This window comes from uncultured Thalassospira sp. (assembly GCF_963976115.1).
GTDB lineage: Bacteria > Pseudomonadota > Alphaproteobacteria > Rhodospirillales > Thalassospiraceae > Thalassospira.
The window spans coordinates 276,415-298,219 of sequence record NZ_CAXBJJ010000001.1 but is presented as its reverse complement, the minus strand read 5'-3'; the positions used below and the strand labels follow the sequence as shown (position 1 = coordinate 298,219).

Annotated in this window: 17 protein-coding genes; 16 read left to right on the top strand and 1 reads right to left on the bottom strand. The window is 54.2% G+C overall.

The window, feature by feature from the left end:
• The first annotated feature begins 69 nt into the window (after positions 1–69).
• The 16 genes from AAC086_RS01410 to AAC086_RS01335 all read left to right on the top strand — a co-directional run bounded on the left by AAC086_RS01410 (position 70) and on the right by AAC086_RS01335 (position 20,855).
• Complete coding sequence (locus tag AAC086_RS01410; RefSeq protein WP_339774378.1) at positions 70–1,086, top strand: Fe(3+) ABC transporter substrate-binding protein; 1,017 nt, start codon at positions 70–72, stop codon at positions 1,084–1,086.
• A gap of 326 nt (positions 1,087–1,412) precedes the next feature.
• Positions 1,413–2,426 carry a Fe(3+) ABC transporter substrate-binding protein gene (locus AAC086_RS01405; protein WP_339774376.1) on the top strand — a complete coding sequence of 338 codons (1,014 nt, stop codon included), beginning with the start codon at positions 1,413–1,415 and terminating at the stop codon, positions 2,424–2,426.
• Positions 2,427–2,440: 14 nt separating this feature from the next.
• Entirely contained in the window at positions 2,441–4,177 is a 1,737-nt protein-coding gene (locus tag AAC086_RS01400) for an iron ABC transporter permease (RefSeq protein ID WP_339774374.1), read from the top strand.
• A 104-nt stretch (positions 4,178–4,281) separates the two neighbouring features.
• Entirely contained in the window at positions 4,282–5,613 is a 1,332-nt protein-coding gene (glp, locus tag AAC086_RS01395; RefSeq protein WP_339774372.1) for a gephyrin-like molybdotransferase Glp, read from the top strand.
• A gap of 122 nt (positions 5,614–5,735) precedes the next feature.
• Positions 5,736–7,307 (top strand): MBL fold metallo-hydrolase, encoded by a 1,572-nt coding sequence (locus tag AAC086_RS01390; RefSeq protein ID WP_339774370.1) that lies wholly within the window; start codon positions 5,736–5,738, stop codon positions 7,305–7,307.
• Positions 7,308–7,781: 474 nt separating this feature from the next.
• On the top strand, positions 7,782–8,999 hold the full coding sequence (locus AAC086_RS01385; protein ID WP_339774368.1) for a glycosyltransferase: 1,218 nt from the start codon (positions 7,782–7,784) through the stop codon (positions 8,997–8,999).
• Positions 8,996–10,267 (top strand): glycosyltransferase family 4 protein, encoded by a 1,272-nt coding sequence (locus AAC086_RS01380; RefSeq protein ID WP_339774367.1) that lies wholly within the window; start codon positions 8,996–8,998, stop codon positions 10,265–10,267. Before AAC086_RS01385 ends, AAC086_RS01380 begins: the two co-directional genes overlap by 4 nt.
• A gap of 5 nt (positions 10,268–10,272) precedes the next feature.
• Positions 10,273–11,427, top strand: a complete 1,155-nt coding sequence (locus AAC086_RS01375) for a glycosyltransferase family 4 protein (RefSeq protein WP_339774365.1) — start codon at positions 10,273–10,275, stop codon at positions 11,425–11,427.
• Positions 11,420–12,025 carry a histidine phosphatase family protein gene (locus AAC086_RS01370; RefSeq protein ID WP_339774364.1) on the top strand — a complete coding sequence of 202 codons (606 nt, stop codon included), beginning with the start codon at positions 11,420–11,422 and terminating at the stop codon, positions 12,023–12,025. The genes AAC086_RS01375 and AAC086_RS01370 overlap by 8 nt, the downstream gene beginning before the upstream one ends.
• The gene (locus AAC086_RS01365; protein ID WP_339774363.1) at positions 12,022–13,164 is read left to right on the top strand and encodes a glycosyltransferase; all 1,143 of its coding nucleotides are present in this window, start codon (positions 12,022–12,024) and stop codon (positions 13,162–13,164) included. The genes AAC086_RS01370 and AAC086_RS01365 overlap by 4 nt, the downstream gene beginning before the upstream one ends.
• The gene (locus AAC086_RS01360; protein ID WP_339774362.1) at positions 13,148–13,906 is read left to right on the top strand and encodes a polysaccharide deacetylase family protein; all 759 of its coding nucleotides are present in this window, start codon (positions 13,148–13,150) and stop codon (positions 13,904–13,906) included. Before AAC086_RS01365 ends, AAC086_RS01360 begins: the two co-directional genes overlap by 17 nt.
• A complete protein-coding gene (locus AAC086_RS01355) occupies positions 13,897–14,571 on the top strand; it encodes a hypothetical protein (protein ID WP_339774361.1) in 675 nt (224 codons plus the stop codon). The genes AAC086_RS01360 and AAC086_RS01355 overlap by 10 nt, the downstream gene beginning before the upstream one ends.
• Positions 14,568–16,622 carry an ABC transporter ATP-binding protein gene (locus tag AAC086_RS01350; protein WP_339774360.1) on the top strand — a complete coding sequence of 685 codons (2,055 nt, stop codon included), beginning with the start codon at positions 14,568–14,570 and terminating at the stop codon, positions 16,620–16,622. Before AAC086_RS01355 ends, AAC086_RS01350 begins: the two co-directional genes overlap by 4 nt.
• Complete coding sequence (locus AAC086_RS01345; RefSeq protein ID WP_339774358.1) at positions 16,622–18,601, top strand: ABC transporter substrate-binding protein; 1,980 nt, start codon at positions 16,622–16,624, stop codon at positions 18,599–18,601. Before AAC086_RS01350 ends, AAC086_RS01345 begins: the two co-directional genes overlap by 1 nt.
• An 86-nt stretch (positions 18,602–18,687) precedes the next feature.
• Entirely contained in the window at positions 18,688–19,686 is a 999-nt protein-coding gene (locus AAC086_RS01340) for an ABC transporter permease (protein WP_339774357.1), read from the top strand.
• Positions 19,683–20,855, top strand: a complete 1,173-nt coding sequence (locus AAC086_RS01335; protein WP_339774356.1) for an ABC transporter permease — start codon at positions 19,683–19,685, stop codon at positions 20,853–20,855. The genes AAC086_RS01340 and AAC086_RS01335 overlap by 4 nt, the downstream gene beginning before the upstream one ends.
• Positions 20,856–20,888: 33 nt before the next feature.
• Here the strand turns inward: AAC086_RS01335 and AAC086_RS01330 are convergent, their stop codons facing one another.
• On the bottom strand, positions 20,889–21,746 hold the full coding sequence (locus AAC086_RS01330) for a class I SAM-dependent methyltransferase (RefSeq protein ID WP_339774354.1): 858 nt from the start codon (positions 21,744–21,746) through the stop codon (positions 20,889–20,891).
• Positions 21,747–21,805: the final 59 nt, after the last annotated feature.

Genomic DNA, 21,805 nt, shown 5'->3' with positions numbered 1-21,805 from the left:
TTGAGTTTGCAAGTTATTCGCAACAGCTACCAATCTGGATATCCTTATAAACCCTGAAGGAACGTGTGGATGAAATTCGCAACAATCATTGGCGGTCTGGCAATCGGGTCGGCTGTTTTGGGCGCTACGGCGGCATCGGCACAGGAAGTGAATGTGTATTCGCTGCGTCAGGCTTTTCTGGTCGAGCCCTTGTTTAAAAAATTCACAGATCAGACCGGCATCAAGGTTAACGTGATTTTCGCCGAAAAAGGGTTGGTCGAACGCATCAAACAGGAAGGGGTAAACAGCCCTGCCGATGTTTTGATGACGGTCGATATCAGCCGTATCGCGCAGGCGGTTGATGCCGGTGTGACGGATGCGGTTGATAGTGACATTTTAACTGCCAGCATTCCGGCCCATTTGCGCGATGAAACCGGGCACTGGTTTGCCCTGACCCAGCGGGGACGGGCGATTTATGCCTCGAAAGACCGTGTCGGCGCAGGTGAAATCACCCGCTATGAAGACCTGGCCGATGCCAAATGGGCCGGGCGGGTTTGCACCCGGTCTGGCACGCATGATTACAATATTGCCCTGTTTGCATCCATGATTGCCCATCACGGTGCAAAGGATGCCAAAACATGGCTGGAAGGTTTAAAATCCAACCTGGCGCGCAAACCGCAGGGCAATGACCGGGGGCAGGTCAAGGCGATCAAGGAAGGCGAATGCGATATCGCCATTGGCAACACTTATTATTACGGCAAGATGCTAGATGATCCGCAACAGCGCAGCTGGGCTGAGGCCGTCAACATTGTTTTCCCCAATCAGGATGACCGTGGCATGTCGATGAACATTTCGGGCATGACCCTGATCAAAGGGGCGCCGAACCGTGAAAATGCCGTCAAGCTGATGGAGTTTCTGGTGAGTGACGATGCACAAAAGATATATGCCGAGGTGAATTACGAATATCCGGTCAAACCCGGTGTTGAGTGGGCCGAAAATGTTAAATCCTGGGGCACATTCAAGGCCGATCAGTTGCCGTTAACCGAAATCGCCCGTTTGCGTCCAGATGCCATCAAGATGGTCGATCAGGTTGGCTATAACGAATAGGCGCGATTAGCAGCATCTTTTATTTCAGCATTCGGATTGGGCAGCATTTTTGCTGCCCTTTTGCATCGGCAAGGGGATAAAAATTTGTTTTTACCAAAGGTTGCCCAGGTTAAAGGCGTTTTAAAATACCTTGCAGGGCGGCAATTTAAGGCTGGTTTTGGTCGCACAGGCATTGTTATTTGCCGATACCTTGCAGTTTATAGTGCCAACAATAAAGCGATCGGCGTGATTGTGCCTTGCCAATCGGGATGATGAAACGGTAATTTCGCCGCCTGCGAATGTATTTCATTCCCATTGTCATTATTGGAACGATCAGGAGACCCTTCATGTACCTGCGAAAATTTATCCTTGGACTGGTGATGGCAACGGTTTCGTGCTCTGTTGCCCAGGCCGCGCAGGAAGTGAATGTCTATTCATTGCGCCAGCCGTTTCTGATCAAACCGATGTTTGACAAATTTACCCAGGAAACCGGTATTCGCGTCAATACCCTGTTTTCGCAAAGCGGGCTGGTTGAACGGGTGAAGCATGAAGGCCGTAACAGCCCGGCCGATTTGCTGTTAACCGTGGATATTGGCCGTATTCAGGATGCGGTCGATGCCGGTGTAACCCGGCCTTTGACCAGCGGCATCATCGAACAGAATATACCGGCCCAATATCGCGATGAAAATGCCCAGTGGGTGGGGCTGACCACGCGGGCGCGGGTGATTTACACATCGCTTGACCGCATTGAACCCGATGCGATTGAACGTTACGAAGACCTGGCCGATCCGAAATGGAAAGGGCGCATTTGCATTCGTTCGGGGATGCATGTTTATAATATTGCCCTGGTGGCTTCCATGATTGCCCATCACGGCCCGGAGGATGCCAAAAAATGGCTGACAGGGTTAAAAGACAATCTGGCGCGTAAACCGCAAGGGGCCGATATTGACCAGATCGAAGCGGTTTCGCAGGGGGTGTGCGACGTTGCGATTGGCAATTCCTATTATTACGGCAAGATGCTGGATGACCCGAACAAGGCCGATGCCGCCAAACAGGTGCGAATCGTGTTTCCCAATCAGAAAGACCGGGGAACGCATGTGAATATTTCCGGTGTGGCCCTGATGGAAAATGCGCCGAACCGTGAAAATGCGATCAAGCTGGTCGAATTTTTATCGGGCGATGAAGCCCAGCATATGTATGCCGAAGTCAATTTTGAATATCCGGTCAAGCCAGGGGTTGAATGGTCGGAAATGGTTGCATCCTGGGGTCATTTCAAGGCCGACGAATTGCCCTTGAACGACGTCGCCAATTTGCGCGGTGATGCCATTCGCATGATCGACGAAGTTGGTTTTAACGAATAAAGCATCGGTGCAAATTGGCAGTTAAACAGGACATTCGCGGCACCGGGCCCAGCGAAACAGTTGATCCCTTGCAACGACGCCCGCTGGTGCGGTCCATGCGGTGGTGGCCGCAAGGGCAATCGTCATGGTGGTTGGGCGGGGCGATGCTGATTGCATTGCTGGTCGCGGCCCCCATTGTGGCGGTGGTGTATCTGGCATTGTTTCCAACCGAAAATATCTGGCCGCATCTGGCATCGACCATGCTGCCACGGTATTTGTCCAATACCTTTATTCTGATGTTGGGGGTCGGTATCGGCGTAACCCTGATCGGGGTCTCTTCAGCCTGGGTTGTGACCATGTGCCGTTTGCCGGGCAAACGGTTTTTTGAATGGGCCATGCTGCTGCCAATGGCGGTTCCGGCTTATATCGTGGCATATGTTTATACCGATTTGCTGGAATATGCCGGGCCGGTGCAGGGCACGCTTCGGGCGTGGTTCGGGTTTCAAACGGCGCGTGATTACTGGTTCCCCGATATTCGCACCAAGGGCGGTGCGATTGTGGTGCTCAGCCTAACGCTGTATCCCTATGTTTATATGCTGGCCCGGGCGGCGTTTTTGTCGCAATCGGTGTGTGTGCTTGAAGCGGCCCGTGTATTGGGCCGGGGGCCATGGAACGCCTTTGTGTCTGTGGCCTTGCCATTGGCGCGCCCGGCCATTGTGGTTGGCGTGATTATCGCCTTGATGGAAACCCTGAACGATTTTGGCACCATCGACTTTTTTGCCGTTCATACCTTAACCGCCGGTATTTTTAATGTATGGCTGGGCATGGGTAATGCCGGTGGGGCGGCGCAAATTGCCTTAACCATGCTGGCCGTTGTGATGGTGCTGATTGTGGCGGAACGTTATTCGCGCCGTCGACAGCGCTTTCACGATACCACGTCACGGTTCCAGGAATTGCCCGGCTATGAATTGGGGCTGGGGGCCAAGGTGGCGGGTGTTTTGATTTGCAGTCTGCCGATCTTGCTGGGTTTTGTTATTCCGGCCCTGGTGCTGGTTTATTATTCGGTTGGTTATTTTGATCAATCCTGGACCAGCGACTTTTTTGAATTTGCGCGCAACAGCCTGATGGTATCGGGCCTGGCAACTGTGATGGCGGTAAGTGCCGCCCTGTTTTTGGCCTATGCCCTGCGCCTGTTTCCCAAACCGGCCTTGCGGGCCTGCATCCGGTTGGCGTCGGTGGGCTATGCGGTGCCGGGTGCTGTGTTGGCGATTGGCGTTCTGGTGCCGTTTGCCGGGCTGGATAATGCAGTCGATGGTTTTATGCGGGATCATTTCGGTGTTTCGACCGGATTGATGTTAAGCGGCACGATTTTCGCCATCGTTTTTGCCTATAGCGTGCGGTTTATGGCCGTTTCCTATGGCTCGATCGAGGCCGCCTTGGGCAAGGTGCGCCCCAGTATGGATGATGCCGCCCGGACCTTGGGGGAAACCCCGTTTGGTACCTTAAAGCGCATTCATTTTCCGCTGGTGCGCGGCGGTATTTTGGCCGCCTGCGTTCTGGTGTTTGTTGATTCGATGAAAGAACTGCCCGCCACCCTGATTTTGCGGCCGTTTAATTTCGACACATTGGCAACCCATGTGTATCAGTATGCCAAGGACGAAATGATCGAACAGGCTGCCCTGGGGGCGCTGACGATTGTTGTGGTAGGCGTTATTCCCGTGGTGATGCTAAGCCGGGCCATTTCCCGGTCCCGTCCCGGGCATCGTGGCTAATCGTTTTACGTTGGCATTATAACCTTCGCAGTTGTTTCGGTGCATCGGATCGGGCTATCACAGATTAAATTTGGCTTTCACAGCACAGGGTTAAGGTGGCAGACATGGCCGATAAAATTGCATCTTCGGGGGTAACGGTTGGGGCGGATGCAGATGTTGTTGCCGATTTGGTGCCAAAGCCGGGCCTGACGCCGATTGATGTGGCCCTTGCGCGGGCATGTGAACAGGTCGCGGTTTGTGCGCAAACCGAAAATCGCCCCCTGACGGATTGTTACGGGGCAATTTTGCGCGAGAACGTGATCGCGGCGATCAATGTGCCATCGGTTGATAATTCGGCGATGGATGGCTATGCCCTGCGTCTGGATGATATTGCCGCCATGCCAGATATGGGCGCGTTAAGCATCCCGGTGGCGGGTGTGTCGTTGGCCGGGCATCCGTTTGGTCGGGAAATGCCGATTGGCCGGGCGGTTCGTATCGCAACCGGTGCAGCCATTCCCGCCGGGGCCGATGCGGTTATCATTCAGGAAAATGTCACGGCAAATGATGATGAAAGTGAAATTCGCATCGAACGCGATGCCATAAATCGCCTGCGCCGTGGTGATAACATTCGCCGTGCAGGCGAGGATGTAACGGCTGGCAATGTTGTGCTGGCGGCAGGTAAAAGGCTTCGTCCGCAGGATGTGGCGGTGGCGGCGGGGCAGGGCAAAAACAGCCTGATGGTTGCCAAACCATTGCGGGTGGCAGTTTTTTCCACCGGTGACGAGTTGTCCGTGCCAGGGGATGCATTGCCGCCCGGCGGCATTTATGACAGCAACCGTTTTGCCATGATTGGTATGATGCGTGCCATTGGCTGCGAGGTCACCGACCTTGGCCTGTTGCGCGATGATTTTGCGGTGCTACAATCTGCCCTTGGCGATGCCGCGCAAAACCACGATGTCATTTTAACATCTGGCGGGGTGTCGGTCGGCAAGGCCGATTTGTTAAAGCCGGTGGTCGATAGCCTTGGTGAAATTCACGCTTGGAAGCTGGCAATAAAGCCGGGTAAACCCTTGATGCGGGGTAAAATTGGCGATTGTCTGGTGCTGGGCCTTCCCGGTAATCCGGTATCGGTGATGGTATCGGGGCTGTTATTTGCGGTACCGTTATTGCTTCATGTGATGGGGGCGCGCCGCGAAGATCGCACACCGGTTCGCTTTGGTGTGCCGGCCGGGTTTGCCCTTAAACGCAGCACCGGGCGGCGCGAATGGTTGCGCGCCCGTTTGCACCGGAATGGTAACGGGCAATGGGTGGCATTGCCATTTCGGTCCAGCAGTTCGGGTGTTTTAACCTCGATGGTGTGGGCGGAAGGTTTGATCGAACTGGCAGAAAACCGTGATGCGGTCGGGCACGGAGATCTGGTAGATTATATTGCGTTTGCAGGATTGCAGGCTTTTTAGGCACCGCACTTTTTTGCAGTTGTTTTTGGCAATAAATTTTCCAACTGATCCATGTCATGGAAGCCAACCGGTCTGCGCACCCATTGTTGTTTGGCAATCGGGCAAGGCGTAAGGAGGCTTCAATGACCCTTTCAGTAACATTTTGTGGCGCTGCGGGTGGTGTGACAGGGTCATGTTATCTGTTGCGGACACCGGCAGGAAATTTTTTGATTGATTGCGGTCTGTTTCAGGGCAGCAAGACAGTCAAGGAACTTAATTATGGGCCGTTTCCATTTGATGCCGGCAGCATACGGGCTGTTTTATTAACCCATGCCCATATTGATCATTCCGGATTGATTCCGAAACTGGTCAAGGCCGGGTTTGTCGGGGTGATTTTTGCCACCGAACCAACCTGTGACTTGCTGACCTATATGCTGCCCGATTCCGGTTATATTCAGGAAACCGAAGTTGACCGGTTAAATCGTCGCAACGCCCGCCGGGGCCGCCCGCAAGTGGACCCGATCTATACTCGCGAAGACGCCGAAAAAGCCCTGAAACGGTTGCGCCCCGTTGAATATCACCAATGGATCGAAATTGCGCCAGGGTTTGAGGTTCGCTATTGGGATGCGGGACATATTCTTGGCTCGGCCTCTATCGAAGTGCGTATTGACGGCGAAGTGGGGCATAAGCCTCGGCATTTGCTGTTTTCCGGCGATGTTGGCACGGGCGAAGCCGTTTTTAACGATGCTCCCGAAGGTCCGTCCGATGTGGATTACCTGTTTGTTGAAACCACCTATGGGGATCGCGAACGGGTGGATATGTCGGCCGACGCGCGCCGAACCCTGTTGGCAGGCGAAGTTCGCGAAGCCCTGATCGCGGGGGGGAACCTTGTTATTCCCAGCTTTGCTGTGGCGCGCACCCAGGAATTGCTGGTGGATCTGGCGGCCTTGTTTAACAGCGGTCAATTGCCAAAGGCCGATGTCTTTATCGACAGCCCGCTGGCCCAGCGTGCAACCGGGGTTTTTGCCCGTTATCTGGACGCGGCGGATGCGCGCGCCCTCAATCATCCCAATTTTCATATGGTGCCCGATGTTGAAGCCAGCATTCAATTGGCCCGCATCAAAAGCGGGGCGATTATCCTGTCTGCCAGTGGCATGTGCGATGCGGGGCGGGTGCGGTACCATTTAAAAAACAATCTGTGGCGGTCCGAATGCACGGTGCTGCTGGTTGGGTATCAGGCGGCAGGGTCGTTAGGGCGGATATTGTTGTCGGGCGCAAAAAACGTTCGTATTCATGGTGATCAAATTCAGGTGCGCGCACGGGTGCGCAATCTTGATATTTATTCAGGCCATGCCGACCAGCAAACATTGCTGAAATGGGTAAAGGCACGCCTGCCGGTGCATAAGGCCATTTTCCTGACGCACGGGGAAAACCCGGCCCGCACCACCTTTCGCGACCTTTTGATCGCAAATGACATTCCGGCAAAACTGTTATCCAGCCCGTCACTTGATGAAACGGTTGTGTTGCGCCGTGGCAAGGAACACCAGCCGCCCATCACACGTCGCCTTCCTGCCAATGCGATGTCGTGCGAGGACTGGCATAATGATTATGCCCGCACTCTTACGTCCCTTTCGGAAAAACTTGCTGAAATATCGACCAATCGCGAACGCGAAAAACTGCTGGCCAAGCTGTCATCGGTCATTGACCGTTCCTAGCGCCAGGGGGCGAGGGCGGATAAAAACCAGTCACTTTGCCCCCATGATCGGGGGAAAATGGTGACCCATGCAGGGCAGGAGCCAATGGCTTTTTGCCCTGCATGTATTTTGGGTGTTTTATGCGAAAAATGCCGTATATGCCGTGCCGCTTGGGATGCGTGGGGTAACGGCGGGGCTGTTCGTTCAATTTCCAGTGAAGGGGCGGTAAAATTGTTGCACATGCGAAGCTGATGTCGTTATTGGAACTTGGCCTGCTTTTGCGTCTGTTGATCAGGACAAGGGCGTTTCTAATGGTTGCATCTGTCTGAAATCTGCTAACTATAGGACAGATTTGCTTGTCATTATTTCAATTCCTGTCACCTTTGAAAAAAAGATCGACGGGAGGTTCAATGGGATATGGGCAATTTACACCGGCAAGGTTTTTGCCGTAACGGCGACCATGTCTTTGGGGGCACCTGAATTGCGGACGGTATTATGTCTTTAAAAGGCGGACGAGGCTATCGTGTTCTGATTTATAGTCACGACACATTTGGTCTTGGTCATTTGCGGCGGTGCAGAACCATTGCGCATGCTTTGGTCGATAATCGCGATGATGTTTCGGTGTTGATCCTGTCGGGATCACCGATCATTGGCAGTTTTGAATTTCGTTCACGGGTCGACTTTGTTCGTATTCCCGGCGTGATCAAGCTGTCGAATGGCGAATATACGTCGCTTAATCTTGATATCGATGTTGATCAGATGCTGGCGATGCGTGAATCGATCATTCAGCATACGGCCGATGTGTTCGACCCGGATTTGTTCATCGTTGACAAGGAACCGCTTGGTTTGCGTGGTGAAGTTGAACCGACATTGAAATTGCTGAAAGACCGCCATACCCGGCTGGTTCTTGGCCTGCGCGATGTGATGGACGACCCCGAAACCCTGCGTGAAGAATGGCTGCGCAAAAACTGTGCGCCTGCATTGGCGAATTATTACGATGATATCTGGGTTTATGGCCTGCGCGAGATTTGCAACCCGCTTGCCGGGATCGATCTGGCACCCGGTGTTGAAGAAAAAATGACCTATACCGGGTATTTGCCCCGCACCGCGACCCGCAAACCAGCCCCCGAACACGGGTCGCTGGGACTGGACGAACCTTATTTTCTGGTTACCACCGGCGGGGGGGGCGATGGTGTTAACCTGGTCGATTGGGTGATTAGCGCCTATGAAGCCGATCCGGATATTCCCATGCCGTCGCTTGTGGTGCTGGGGCCGTTTATGCCCCCCGCTGATCAGCAGATATTTATGGATCGTGCCGAAAGCATTGAAAAACTGTCGGTGATTACGTTTGACGCCAATGTTGAAATGCTGATGGCGCGTTCCAGCGGTGTTATTGCCATGGGCGGTTATAATACGTTTTGCGAAATTCTGTCTTTCGATAAACCATCGATCATTGTGCCCCGTACCGTGCCACGGCTGGAGCAATATGTGCGCGCGTCGCAAGCTGAAAAGCTGGGACTGGTGCGGATGTTGACCGAAGACGGTGGCCGCCCGCCGCTGGAAATGGCGCAGGCTCTGCGCGGGCTGGTGGCACAGCCGTCGCCGTCCCGTGTGACGGTTCCCGGTTTGATGGGCGGGCTTGATACGGTTTCGACAATGGTGGAACGCTGGTTGCCACGCAACATTATTGAAACAGAGTACGCAACGGCATGACTTCGGCCAATCTTGCGGGTATCGATCATGTTGCCATTGTCGTAAAGGGCTATCCGCGCCTGTCTGAAACCTTTATCGCCCAGGAGATTCTGGGCATTCAGCAGGCAGGAATTCCCTATCGTATCGTTTCGCTGCGTCACCCGACCGATAAAAAACGCCATCCGATCCATCAGCGTATTACTGGCCCGGTCGATTATTTGCCCGAATATTTGCATGATGCGCCGATGCGCGTGCTGGCCGGGTGGTGGAAGGCCCGCAAAATGCCGGGTTACAAAGCCGCGATTGCCGCCTGGCGGCGTGATTTTCGCCGTGACCGAACCCGCAATCGTCTGCGCCGGTTGGGGCAGGCGATGGTGATGGCGGCAGAATTGCCCGCCGATATTACCCGGGTTTACGCCCATTTCCTGCATACACCGGCCTCTGTCGCCCGGTACGGAGCGATGATGCGGCAATTGCCGTGGTGCTGTTCGGCACATGCCAAGGATATTTATACCAGCCCGGATTGGGAAATGCGCGAAAAGCTGGCCGATATGGACTGGCTGGTAACCTGTACGCGCGCCAATGTGGACCATTTACGCGCGCTGGCAGATGACCCCGCGAAGGTGAATTTGCTGTATCACGGGCTGGATTTTTCGCGCTTTCCCGAACAATTGCCAAACCGCCCAATGCGTGCGGGCAGTGATGCGACTGATCCTGTTGTGATCCTGTCCGTCGGGCGTCTGGTCGGCAAAAAGGGTTATGACGACCTGTTAAAGGCATTGGCAAAACTGCCGCAAAACCTGCATTGGCGCTTTGTTCATATTGGCGGTGGCAATGGCGAAAAATATAGCACCCTTGCCCATGAACTGGGCATTGCCGATCGCTGTGACTGGCAAGGGCCGCAGGACCAGGCCGACGTAATTGCTGCCTGCCAGAAAGCCGACCTGTTTGTTTTGGCAAGCCGCATTGAAAAAGATGGCGACCGCGATGGTCTGCCCAATGTGTTGATGGAAGCACAACTTTGCGGGCTGGCAGCCGTTTCGACCAATATTTCCGCCATTCCCGAATTGATCCGCGACGGGGTGAACGGACGGCTGGTGCCCGAACGTGATCCTGATGCGTTGTCTCTGGTGCTGGCTGAAATGATTGCAGATCCTGCAGGGCGCGATAGCATGGGTAAGGTGGGCAACGCCATTGTTCGCCGTGATTTTTCCTTTCATGCCGGTATGCGCGAACTGGGGCACCGGTTTGGCGTTAATCAGGACGCGCCTGCATCCGGGCAGGAGTAAGTGCCGTGCGGATTGCGTTTTACGCCCCGTTAAAGCCACTTGATCATCCGGTGCCATCGGGTGACAGATTGATGGCAAGGTTGCTTGTGGCGGCGTTAAAACGGGCGGGATATGACGTCGATGTGGCGTCAAAGCTGCGCAGTCGGGTGGGCGATGGCAATGCTTTGCGGCAGGCTCGGCTCGCTGAACTGGGGGGCAAGCTGGCCCGGCGGCTGATCCGCCGTTATGAAAACGGATTTTTACCGCGTCCCGATGCCTGGTTCACCTATCATCTTTATTACAAGTCACCGGACTGGATCGGCCCGCTGGTCGCCGCCGAGCTTGGCATTCCCTATTTTATTTGCGAGGCATCCCACGCGCCCAAACGGGCCTATGGTCCGTGGGCCGCCAGCCATCATGCTATTGAGCGCGCGATCAAACAGGCCGATGCCATTTTTTGCCCGAACCGGGCCGATATGGCCTGCCTGCATCCGGTTGCCAGGGCCGGGGCATTACATTTTTTACCTCCTTTTGCCGATATTGCCACATGGGCCAGTCTCGAAGCTGGCCTTGATAAATCTGGCCCTTTGGCCGAACCCCGCACCGATCGTGTCAATTTGATTGCCGTTGCCATGATGCGCCCCGGCGACAAGTTAAAATCTTTTTCGGTTCTGGCCGCCGCCCTTGCGGCGTTGCCACCGGCCTTGCAAACCCGGTGGCGGTTGACGCTGGTCGGCGATGGCCCTGCGCGCGGCGATGTTGCGGCCCTGTTTGCCGGTTTTGCGCCCGGTCAGGTCTATTTTGCCGGGCAGTGTGACGCGGCAACAACCCGGCACTATCTTGAACAATCCGATTTATGCGTTTGGCCTGCGATCAGTGAAGCCTATGGCATGGCCCTGTTAGAAGCCCAGGCTGCCGGCGTTGCGGTATTGGCTGGCAATAGCGGCGGTGTGAGCGGCATTGTCCGCGATGGGGAAACGGGGTGGCTGGTGCCCGAAGGCGATGTTGAAGCCTTTGCCAGGGTTTTGGCATCACAGTTGCAAAACCCGGTCAACCTTAAGAATGCAGGTAAAAAGGCGGCCAAAAATGCGTTGGAACATCATGATATTTCGGCAGCGGCACAGATGCTCGATTGCGTGATTTCGCCGATTATAAACGTAAAGGACGCTGGCGATGTTTGATTATTTCTTTGTCCTGTTGCGTCATGGTGCCACATCCTGGAACGTGGAAGGCCGCATACAGGGGCATAGCGACATTGGCCTGCTGCCTCAAACCATTGACAAACTGGCGGGGTTGCAGGTTCCCGCCCCGTGGTCGGATATGCCATGGTATACAAGCCCGTTAAAACGTACGTTGCAAACGGCGCAGGCATTGGGCCTGCCCCCGGCAGGTGTTTTGCCAGCTTTTATCGAAATGAACTGGGGCAGGTGGGAAGGACAAAAATTGTCATTCCTGCGCGCGGATCTTGGGCCGGAGATGACGACAAACGAAGATCGCGGCTGGGATTTTCGGCCCGATGGCGGCGAAAGTCCGCGCGATGTTTTAGGCCGGGTTGAGGCGTTTTTAGCGCAATGGGATGGCGGCAATTTTGGTGTTGTGGCCCATAAGGGGCTTATCCGGGCGATTTACGCCCGTGCGACTGGCTGGAACATGATGGGCAAAATGCCTGATAAATTGCATTGGGATGCCTTGCATGTGTTTCACTGGTCAGCACAATGTGGTTTGTCGGTAAAACAGTTAAACCTCGCCCTTGTTGCGACGAAAGGGACGCCAGAATGACAGATGTCATGATTTATGTGCAGCATTTGCTGGGCATTGGCCATGTGCGCCGCACCGCTTTGCTGGTGCGCGACATGCGCCAGGCGGGGTTAAGTGTTGGCGTGGTCAGCGGCGGTATCTCCGACGCCGCAATTGATTTTGGCACCGATAACGTCCTTCAACTGCCGCCCTGTCGCAGTGCCGATCACGGCTTTTCCGGGCTGGTGGATGAAAAGGGCGTTGTCGTTGACGATGGCTGGAAAGCCAACCGCAAGCAGGCCCTGTTTGATGCCTATCACCTGTTGTCACCGCGCCTGTTGATGGTCGAGATGTTTCCCTTTGGCCGTCGGGCCTTTCGGTTTGAATTGCTCCCCCTGCTGGAGCAGGCGGGGCAGGACAGGGTGACGCGGGTGTGTTCGGTGCGCGATTTACTGGTGCGCAAAACCGACATTGCCAAAGAACGCTGGATGCGCGATGTGGCCTTGTCGCATTTTGACCGGATACTGGTGCATGGTGACCCGGCGGTTTTCGGGTTTGAACGCAGCTTTCCCTTTGCCGCCGACCTTGCCGGGCGACTGGACTATACCGGCTATGTTGCACCACAAGTCCCCGCAAGCGATGTTTTGCGTGATGGTGTTGTGGTATCGGCCGGGGGCGGGGCGGTTGGGGTTGATCTGATCCGGGCGGCCATTGCCGCCATGCCGCTTTCCCAAAAATATGCTTCTGCTCCGTGGGACATTATTACCGGCCCGCATTTTCCGGCAGATGATTTTGCTGCGATAAGCCGTGAGTTGCCAAAAAACATTACCCTGCACCGGTTTTTAAGCGATTTTCGCCAACGGTTAACCCGTGCCAGGGTATCGGTATCCCAGGCAGGCTATAACACCCTGATGGATGTGCTGGTTGCCGGTGTGCCATCGGTCATGGTGCCGTTTGCCGAAGGCGGCGAAAGCGAACAAACCGAACGCGCCGAAATTTTTGCCGCTAAAAACATCATTTCCCTGTTGCCAGCAGCACAATTGACCCCAAAAACACTGGCAAAAGCGATTGATAATGCAGATTTTCCCAAGGAATTTGAATTATCGCTGGACGGGGCGCGTATAGGTGCGGCTAAAATCAGGGCAATAATAATGGGAAAAGACCATGGGCACCTGGGATGACCTTCGCGCCGAGCTTGATTGTTGGGCGCAAAGCGAGACATACGCGACGATGTGGTGGCGCGACGATGATGCCGTTTCGCTAACCCCGCAGCTTGAGGAAATTCTTTCCTGCGAGCGCAGTTATCGTGTGCCTTTGGCCCTGGCAGTCATTCCGGGAAAGGTTGAAAATGACCTTGTTGACCGGCTGGTTGAAACCATTGATACCCGTGTTTTGCAACATGGCTGGCGCCATGAAAGCCATGCTCCGGCAGACCGTAAAAAGCAGGAACTTGATGATGTTCGACCTGCCGAATCCGTTTTGGCGGACATGAAAACCGGGTTTGATATTTTGACAGCGCGCTTTGCCAGCCGTTTTTTGCCGGTGATGGTGCCCCCCTGGAACCGCATCGCACCGCAGGTGATGGCGGGCTTGCCCGATATCGGTTTGCGCGCCGTGTCAACCTTTGGCCCGCGACGGGCACCTTATGCTGTGCCGGGGCTTTTGCAGGTGAATACCCATATCGATGTGATTGACTGGCGCGGTACGCGTGGTTTTGTCGGCGACGGGCCGTGTCTGGATGCGATGATTGCGCATTTGAACGGGCGGCGCACCGGGGCGGTTGATGAAGATGAAACAACCGGTCTTTTAACCCATCATCTGGTGCATGACGCGCCAACCACGGCGTTCCTGCATGATCTGTTCTCGTTTGAACACTCCGCCCTTCGCTGGCAGGCCATTGCCGGAGTGTTCCCATGGCAATAAAGCAAGACACAGCCAAAATGTCCGCACAGTCATCTGATCGGCCGGGTGCCAAAACGGGGCCGCAAGGCACGCCCGATGCCGTGCTGGACGCGTCGCCGGTGGTGCCCGAGAAGGTTGATATGCGCAATACCGATGTGCAGGTCATGAAATATCCGCGCCGTGTTGTCATGCCCGATCTGATCCGGTCTGTTATCGGGATGGTTTTATGCGCCGGGATCGCGGTGACACCGGATATTATTGAATTGCTGCGCTGGGTTGCGGCGGCATTGATTTTGCTGTTTTTGGTCTATTTGGTGCGCACCTTGCTGCGGATGCAGTCCCGGTTGCATGTTTCTGAATACGGTATTCGGCAAAGTGGGGTGTTGTCGGGCTCGGCCTTTGGCTGGTCGGAACTTTCGGGGTTTCGCCTGCGGTATTTCAGCACCCGCCGGGATGGCAAAAAAGGCTGGTTTGAAATGACCTTGTGGGCCGAGGGGACAAAACTGGTTGTGGAATCCACGTTGCAGGGGTTTGACCGGTTGCTGGATTTGGCACGCGATGCCGCGACCGAAAACCAGCTTATGATAGACGATGTGACACGAACCAACCTGATGCGCCTGGACGAGGCGGACAACATTGTTCGCGCCCAGGCGCGCCAGGGCGGGGTAACGGGCGAGGGGCAATGATCGATATTCTGCGTATCCGCAATCTTGAGGTTGAATTTGTAACGCCTCACATGCGAACCAAGGCTGTTGATAAGGTCAGCTTTCGGATCGGTGCGCAGCAAACCGTTGCTTTGGTGGGCGAATCCGGGTCAGGCAAAACCACCATATCGCAGGCAATTATGGGAATTTTGCCAAAGTCGGCCCGGATCGCGGGGGGCAGCATTGTTTTTGCCGACCCGAAAAAACCGGGCACGCGCGTTGATATTGCCATGCTGTCGCCCAACAGCGCCGAAATGCGCGCTATTCGTGGCGGCAGCATTTCCATGATTTTTCAAGAACCGATGAGTTCGCTTTCGCCGATACACACCGTTGGCGATCAGATTTGCGAAGCTGTGCGCCTGCACCAGAAAGTTGGTGCCAGTGAAGCCCGTGATCTGGCACGTGAAATGCTTGAACTGGTTGGTTTTCCCAGTGCAAAATCGGCATTGCGGACCTATCCGTTTGAACTTTCCGGCGGGTTGCGTCAGCGGGCGATGATCGCAATGGCACTGGTTTGCCGCCCGGCCTTGCTGGTGGCGGACGAGCCGACCACCGCCCTTGACGTGACGATCCAGGCGCAAACGTTGCGCTTGATAAAGGATTTGCAGAAAAACCTGAAAATGTCGGTGCTGCTGATTACCCACGATTTGGGCGTGGTCGCCAATATGGCCGACCATATGGTGGTGGTGTATAATGGCAGGGTTGTCGAAAGTGGCAGAACCGACGACATTTTCATTAATCCCGGTCATGCTTATACAAGGTCGCTGTTGGCGGCGGTGCCGCATTTTGACATGGCCTCGGGCGAACGCCTTAAACCCTTGCGCGAAATCAAGCCGCGCATTGACGGGCTGCTAACACTGGTCGACAAGTTTGACCGAAAAATGGCCTGTCTGGAACAGCACGCGACTGTTGGATCGGTTAAGGGTGCCAAAGGTGTTGTATCGGAAGAAAATGATGATGCCGGTGCCGCGACCAGGCCGGGGCAAATCGGGGACCAGGGCGTTTCGTCATCGACGGTATCGGACCCTGTAAATCCTCGTCTGTTTGACGGGGGGCGGGGGGAAGCCGTATTGGCAGTTTCGCATCTGAGCAAAAGTTTCCCGGTGCGGAAAAGCGGCTGGTTTGGCATGGATGAACGCCGTATCGAGGCGGTTAGCGATGTGTCGCTGACGGTCGGGCGGGGGGAATGTGTTGGCCTGGTGGGCGAAAGTGGCTGTGGTAAAACCACGCTTTCCAAGCTGATCATGCGGGCGATGGCGCCTGATAGTGGCAGCATTTTGTTTCGCGGTGAAAGTGGGCAGATGACCGAACTGGTCGGGCTGGATGAAGGCCGGTTAGCGCCCTATCGCAAACGCATCCAGTTTGTGTTTCAGGATCCGTTTTCGTCGCTTAATCCGCGCATGACGGTGCAGGATCTGATCAGCGAGCCGATGCTGATTCACGGGGTTGGTACATCGGCATATCGGCGCAAAATGGTGCTGGAGCTGATGGAGGTGGTCGGGCTTGATCCCCGGTTTTTGAACCGTTATCCGCACAGTTTTTCGGGCGGGCAGCGCCAGCGTATCGGTATTGCCCGTGCCTTGTGTCTGCGCCCGGATTTATTGATCCTGGACGAACCCACATCGGCACTTGATGTATCGGTTCAAGCACAAATACTTAATCTTTTAAAAGATTTGCAGCGTGATCTTAATCTGACATATTTGTTTGTATCGCATAATTTGGCGGTCATTGATTATATGGCAGACCGTATTGCGGTGATGTGTGCCGGGCGGATTGTTGAATCAGCCCCGCGGGCTAGCCTGTTTCGCAATCCGGCCCATCCCTATACCCAGGCCTTGTTAAATGCCGTGCCTTATGCCGATCTGGATCACCCGCTGGATTTTTCAAAAATCATTGACGGTAAATGTTCCGATCCTGCGGCATGGCCTGCGCCCTTTACGGTGGATCGCGGATCTAACCCGTCCATGGTGCAATTGTCCGAAGATCACTTTGTTCGTATGTCACGACCCGATTATCAGGAGATGGCTGTTTGATGGTGTCGCTCGCAAGTTCCCGAACTGCCCGCATTGAAAATAAAATTGTGTCGACAGCCCAAAGGCGACGCCGTTTGGGCGGTGTGCTTCGGGCAACCGTTTGGGGCGGGGTGGGGGTGCTTTGGGCCAGTTCCATGTTCACCAATATCGCCTGGGCCGAGGTGCCTTATTTTGCCGATCAGATCAAGGCAGGCACCTTGCCGCCGATGGAACAGCGTCTGCCGGAACATCCTCTGAAAATGGATTTTGCCGCCGAGGGCAAAGAGATTGGCAAATATGGTGGTGACCTGGTGACCATCATGGGCCGGTCAAAAGACATCCGCATGGCGGTGGTTTATGGTTATACCCACCTGATTGGTTATGATCAAAATCTGGATTTAAAACCCGATATTCTGGAAAGCCTTGATGTGAATGATGAGGGCAGTGTGTTTACCCTGCATCTTCGCAAAGGGCATAAATGGTCCGACGGGGCGCCTTTTACCGCCGAGGATTTCCGGTTTTACTGGGAAGATGTGGTTAATAACGACCAGTTGTTTCCCGTAGGCCCGCCGCGTTTTTTGCTGGTGGATGGCGAACCACCGAAATTCGAGGTGCTGGACAAATATACCGTGCGCTATAGCTGGTCGCAGCCCAACCCGTTTTTCCTGCCGGAACTGGCGGCAACACGGCCCCCGTTTATTTATCGGCCTGCGCATTACCTCAAACAGTTTCATGCGAAATATCAGGACCCGCAAAAACTTGAGCAAATGGTCAAAGAACGCAGCTTGCGCAATTGGGCGGTTTTAGAAACCGATATGGACCGGCCTTATAAGCTGGAAAACATCAACCTGCCGACGTTGCAGCCCTGGATCATTCGCACCCAGGAACCATCCGAGCGATTTGTTTTTGAACGTAACCCTTATTTTCATCGGGTCGATCCGAACGGCAACCAGTTGCCCTATATCGACCGGATGATTTTCAATATTGCCAATGCCAAGCTGGTCCCCGCCAAGGTTGGCGCGGGCGAAGTTGATATTCAAAGCCGTATTCTGACCCTGAAAGATTACACATTCCTAAAGCAGTCAGAAAAGCAGAAGTCCTATCATGTGCGCCTGTGGGATGTGGGGTATGGCAATTACGCCACCCTGTATCCGAACTTGACGGTATCGGACCCGGTCTGGCGTAAATTGCTGCGCGATTTGCGGTTTCGCAAGGCATTGTCGCTGGCGATTAACCGGACCGAGCTGAACCGGGTGCTGTTTTTCGGGTTGGCGACACCCCGCAATAATACCATTTTGCCCAAAAGCCCGCTTTTCAAAAAAGAATATGCCACAGAAAATATCGGCTTTGACCTGGGTAAGGCCAATGCTCTGCTAGATGACATCGGGCTTGATAAACGCAATGACGATGGCATTCGCCTGATGCCCGATGGGCGGCCTTTGGAAATTATTGTTGAAACGACGGGTGAAAACCCCGAACAGGACGATATTCTTGAACTGATTGGCGATAGCTGGAAAAAGGCGGGTGTTAAGCTGTATGTCAAGGCGTTGCAACGCGAAGTGATGCGTACGCGCGCCTATAGCGGTGATACCGTGATGTCGATTTTTACCGGCATTGATAACGGCCTGGCGGTGCCGTCAACCGTGCCGTCGGAATTTGTACCGGTTAATCAGGATAGCCTGCAATGGCCGAAATGGGGCCAGTATTACGATACCGGCGGCGAAGCTGGCGAGCAGCCCGATATGCCTGCGGCCATGGAACTGATGAAGCTGTATGAAGAATGGCGCACGGGCGGCCCACACCAGCAAAAAGAGGCGTGGGAGCATATTCTTGATATTAATGCCGACAATCTGTTCTCTATCGGTCTGGTCGGGAATGTGCCACAACCGGTTGTCGTGGCCGACGGTTTGAAAAACGTCCCGGAAAAAGGCATTCACAGCTGGGAGCCGGGCGGATTTTTTGGCATTTATCATCCCGATACCTTTTGGTGGGATCGCTAAAGGAAATATGCTTTAGTTAGAATAATTTAACGCACTGAACGGGGATGGTGCGTTAAAATCGGCCTACATAAGGGGGGACGGCACGAATGCTGACATTCTTGGCCCGGCGGCTATTGGTAATGATACCCACGTTGTTTATGATCAGCGTGCTGGTTTTCATTGTCATACAGCTTCCTCCCGGCGATTTTCTAACCACCTATATGAACGAGCTAAAAGCCCAGGGCGAGGCGGTTGACCCGGCTAAAATCGCGTTTTTGCGGGCGCAATATGGCCTGGATGAACCGCTTTACATGCAATATGTGCATTGGGCGTGGGGGCTTTTACATGGCAATCTGGGTTTTAGTTTTGAATATAACATGCCGGTAACCGATGTTGTCGGTGACCGTTTGTGGTTGTCGATGGTGCTTAATTTCAGCACCATCCTGTTTATCTATCTGGTCAGTTTCCCGATTGGTATTTATTCCGCCACCCGGCAATATAGCTGGGGCGATTATGGTATTACCCTGCTGGGGTTTCTGGGGCTGGCCATGCCCAACTTTTTGTTTGCGCTGGTTTTGCTTTATTACGCCAATGTGGTTTTTGGCACATCGATTGGCGGCCTGATGGACCCGGAATTTATCAATGCCGGCTGGTCCTTGCCAAAAGTCATGTCGGTTATTGAACATTTATGGGCGCCGGTACTGGTGATTGGCACATCGGGCACGGCCTCCATGATCCGTCGTTTGCGCGCCAATCTGCTTGATGAACTGGGCAAGCAATATGTGGTGACAGCGCGAGCAAAGGGCCTGTCGCCGTTAAAGGTTTTGTTTAAATATCCGCTGCGCATGTCGCTGAACCCGTTTATTTCCGATATTGGCAATATTCTGCCCCAGGTGGTTTCGGGCTCGGTGCTGGTGTCGGTGGTGATGTCATTGCCCACCACAGGGCCGATGTTGCTATCCGCCCTGCAAAGTCAGGATATGTATCTGGCCGGGTCGTTTTTGATGTTTCTGGCTTTGCTGACGGTGGTTGGCATGTTTGTATCGGATTTGTTGCTGGCCTGGCTTGATCCGCGTATTCGCCTGCAAGGGAGCATATCGGAATGAGCCGCCGGACACCCGATCGCGCTGACGAACATTTTGTCGATAGCCGTCCCTTTGACCCGTGGGACAAGGAAGAACTGACACCAGAGCAGGAAAAGTATTTTCTGGCCTCGCAATGGAAGCTGATCTGGTGGCGGTTAAAGAAGCACCGGTTGGCACTGGTGTCGCTGATTGTTCTGGCTGTGATGTATTTGGCAATTTTGATTGTCGAATTTTTGGCACCCTATGCCCAGGAAAGCCGCGATAGCCAAAATATTCACCATCCGCCGCAGGGAATTCATCTGTTTGATGATGGTAAATTTATTGGCCCGTTTACCTATGGCACCGATTTTTCCATCGATATGGAAACTTTGAAACCGAACTATGTTCCCAACCCGGAAAAAATCGACCGGCTGCGGTTTTTATGTTCTGGCGATAGATATGAATTTTGGGGGCTTTTTGAGGCCAGCCTGCATCTGGTTTGCCCGGCCAAAGAGGGAACCCTGTTTTTGCTGGGGACCGACCGACTGGGCCGCGATATGTTTTCGCGCATCATTTATGGTGCCCGCATTTCGCTGACCATTGGTCTGGTCGGCATTGCCGTCAGCTTTTTTCTGGGTGTCATGATTGGCGGGGCTGCCGGGTATTTTGGCGGCTGGGTGGATAGCTGTGTACAGCGTGTGATTGAAGTGATTCGATCTTTGCCGGAAATTCCGCTCTGGATGGCATTATCGGCTGCCTTGCCGGTGACCTGGAGCCCGGTTCTGATTTATTTTGGCATTACCATCATTCTGGGCCTGATCGACTGGACCGGCCTTGCCCGGGCCGTGCGGTCCAAATTTTTGGCCCTGCGCGAGGAAGACTATGCCCTTGCAGCCCGTCTGACCGGGGCAACGCCAAAACGCATCATTGCGCGCCATTTGCTGCCCAATTTTGCCAGCCATTTGATTGCGTCGGTCACTCTTTCCATTCCCAACATGATTTTGGGGGAAACGGCCCTCAGCTTTTTGGGACTGGGTTTGCGCCCGCCGGTGACCAGTTGGGGGGTGTTGTTAAACGAAGCACAGAACATCAATGCCGTGGCGGTTTATCCGTGGCTGATGTTGCCGGTGGTGCCGGTGATTATTGTGGTGCTGGCGTTTAACTTTTTGGGCGATGGCCTGCGCGACGCGGCCGACCCGTATAAAAACTGATTTATCGTTTTCTATCGGGCAGGGGCCGCAGCCCTATTTTTTGCGTAGCCACAGGCTGGTTTCGATGCTGCCATTTACCAAAGGCAGGTCATTGGCGATGGATGCCGTAACGCTGTCTTTCATGAATGTATTGGCAAAGGCCGATGACCACATAATTTCAAACCCGTTCCCGGCCAAAAGGGCAGCAACACCTTGTTGTTCGTTATAGCCACGCCACCGCCACGATGTCGGGTAGTCGTTGGGCAGGCAAATGTCGTGGATATGAATAATGACCCCGGCAGGCAGGATGGGCAGGACGTTGGAAAACAACATATCCACATCGGTGCCTGGCATCAGGATGTGGCTGCTATCGATTGACAGAATGTCGCCGGGCATAAGATCAGCGAAAACCGACATTGGCACCTTTTGCACGATTTTTTTGTGGATCGTGATGGGCAATTGGGCAATGTCGGCGCGTGGCGCCGGGTCAATTGCCGCAATTTCGGTATTTAGCCCTTCATCAAGGACGGCCCGATAGAAAAATCGTGTGCTGTGCCCCGATCCCACTTCGACAATGCGCTTGGGTTTCGTTTCGCGGGTGATGACATAGGCCATCATGCCATCCATGCCGGGGAACCAGCCTTGTTCCCAGCGAGGGTCTGGCGGGGTTGCCTGATTAAACCCGACAAGGGCGTCGCGATACAGCTCCGCCTTTAACAACCATGCTTTAATGTCGTTGCGATGGTGCGAAAATTTTTGTTCCAGACCGGTATAATGCGGGCGGCCAACGGCGCGCTGCGTTTGGGCGGCATACCGATAAGGAATGAAATAACCCGCCGGTTCTTTGCCAAACAGGGTTTTTAGCCCCAATTTCCAGCGACGCAGTTTTTTGGCAAAGGGAAGGTCAGTCATTATCGTCCTTTTCGGGCGTGCAATGGCAAAAATTTGACGTGTGCCAGGCCGATATTTAT

Excerpts from the sequence above, each read along its gene's own strand:
- AAC086_RS01340 (WP_339774357.1), top strand. The coding sequence starts at position 18,688 with ATGCTGACATTCTTGGCCCGGCGGCTATTGGTAATGATACCCACGTTG.
- AAC086_RS01355 (WP_339774361.1), top strand. The coding sequence starts at position 13,897 with ATGGCAATAAAGCAAGACACAGCCAAAATGTCCGCACAGTCATCTGAT.
- AAC086_RS01350 (WP_339774360.1), top strand. The coding sequence starts at position 14,568 with ATGATCGATATTCTGCGTATCCGCAATCTTGAGGTTGAATTTGTAACG.
- glp (WP_339774372.1), top strand. The coding sequence starts at position 4,282 with ATGGCCGATAAAATTGCATCTTCGGGGGTAACGGTTGGGGCGGATGCA.
- AAC086_RS01330 (WP_339774354.1), bottom strand. The coding sequence starts at position 21,746 with ATGACTGACCTTCCCTTTGCCAAAAAACTGCGTCGCTGGAAATTGGGG.
- AAC086_RS01405 (WP_339774376.1), top strand. The coding sequence starts at position 1,413 with ATGTACCTGCGAAAATTTATCCTTGGACTGGTGATGGCAACGGTTTCG.
- AAC086_RS01390 (WP_339774370.1), top strand. The coding sequence starts at position 5,736 with ATGACCCTTTCAGTAACATTTTGTGGCGCTGCGGGTGGTGTGACAGGG.
- AAC086_RS01360 (WP_339774362.1), top strand. The coding sequence starts at position 13,148 with ATGGGCACCTGGGATGACCTTCGCGCCGAGCTTGATTGTTGGGCGCAA.
- AAC086_RS01365 (WP_339774363.1), top strand. The coding sequence starts at position 12,022 with ATGACAGATGTCATGATTTATGTGCAGCATTTGCTGGGCATTGGCCAT.
- AAC086_RS01385 (WP_339774368.1), top strand. The coding sequence starts at position 7,782 with ATGTCTTTAAAAGGCGGACGAGGCTATCGTGTTCTGATTTATAGTCAC.
- AAC086_RS01380 (WP_339774367.1), top strand. The coding sequence starts at position 8,996 with ATGACTTCGGCCAATCTTGCGGGTATCGATCATGTTGCCATTGTCGTA.
- AAC086_RS01410 (WP_339774378.1), top strand. The coding sequence starts at position 70 with ATGAAATTCGCAACAATCATTGGCGGTCTGGCAATCGGGTCGGCTGTT.
- AAC086_RS01335 (WP_339774356.1), top strand. The coding sequence starts at position 19,683 with ATGAGCCGCCGGACACCCGATCGCGCTGACGAACATTTTGTCGATAGC.
- AAC086_RS01370 (WP_339774364.1), top strand. The coding sequence starts at position 11,420 with ATGTTTGATTATTTCTTTGTCCTGTTGCGTCATGGTGCCACATCCTGG.
- AAC086_RS01345 (WP_339774358.1), top strand. The coding sequence starts at position 16,622 with ATGGTGTCGCTCGCAAGTTCCCGAACTGCCCGCATTGAAAATAAAATT.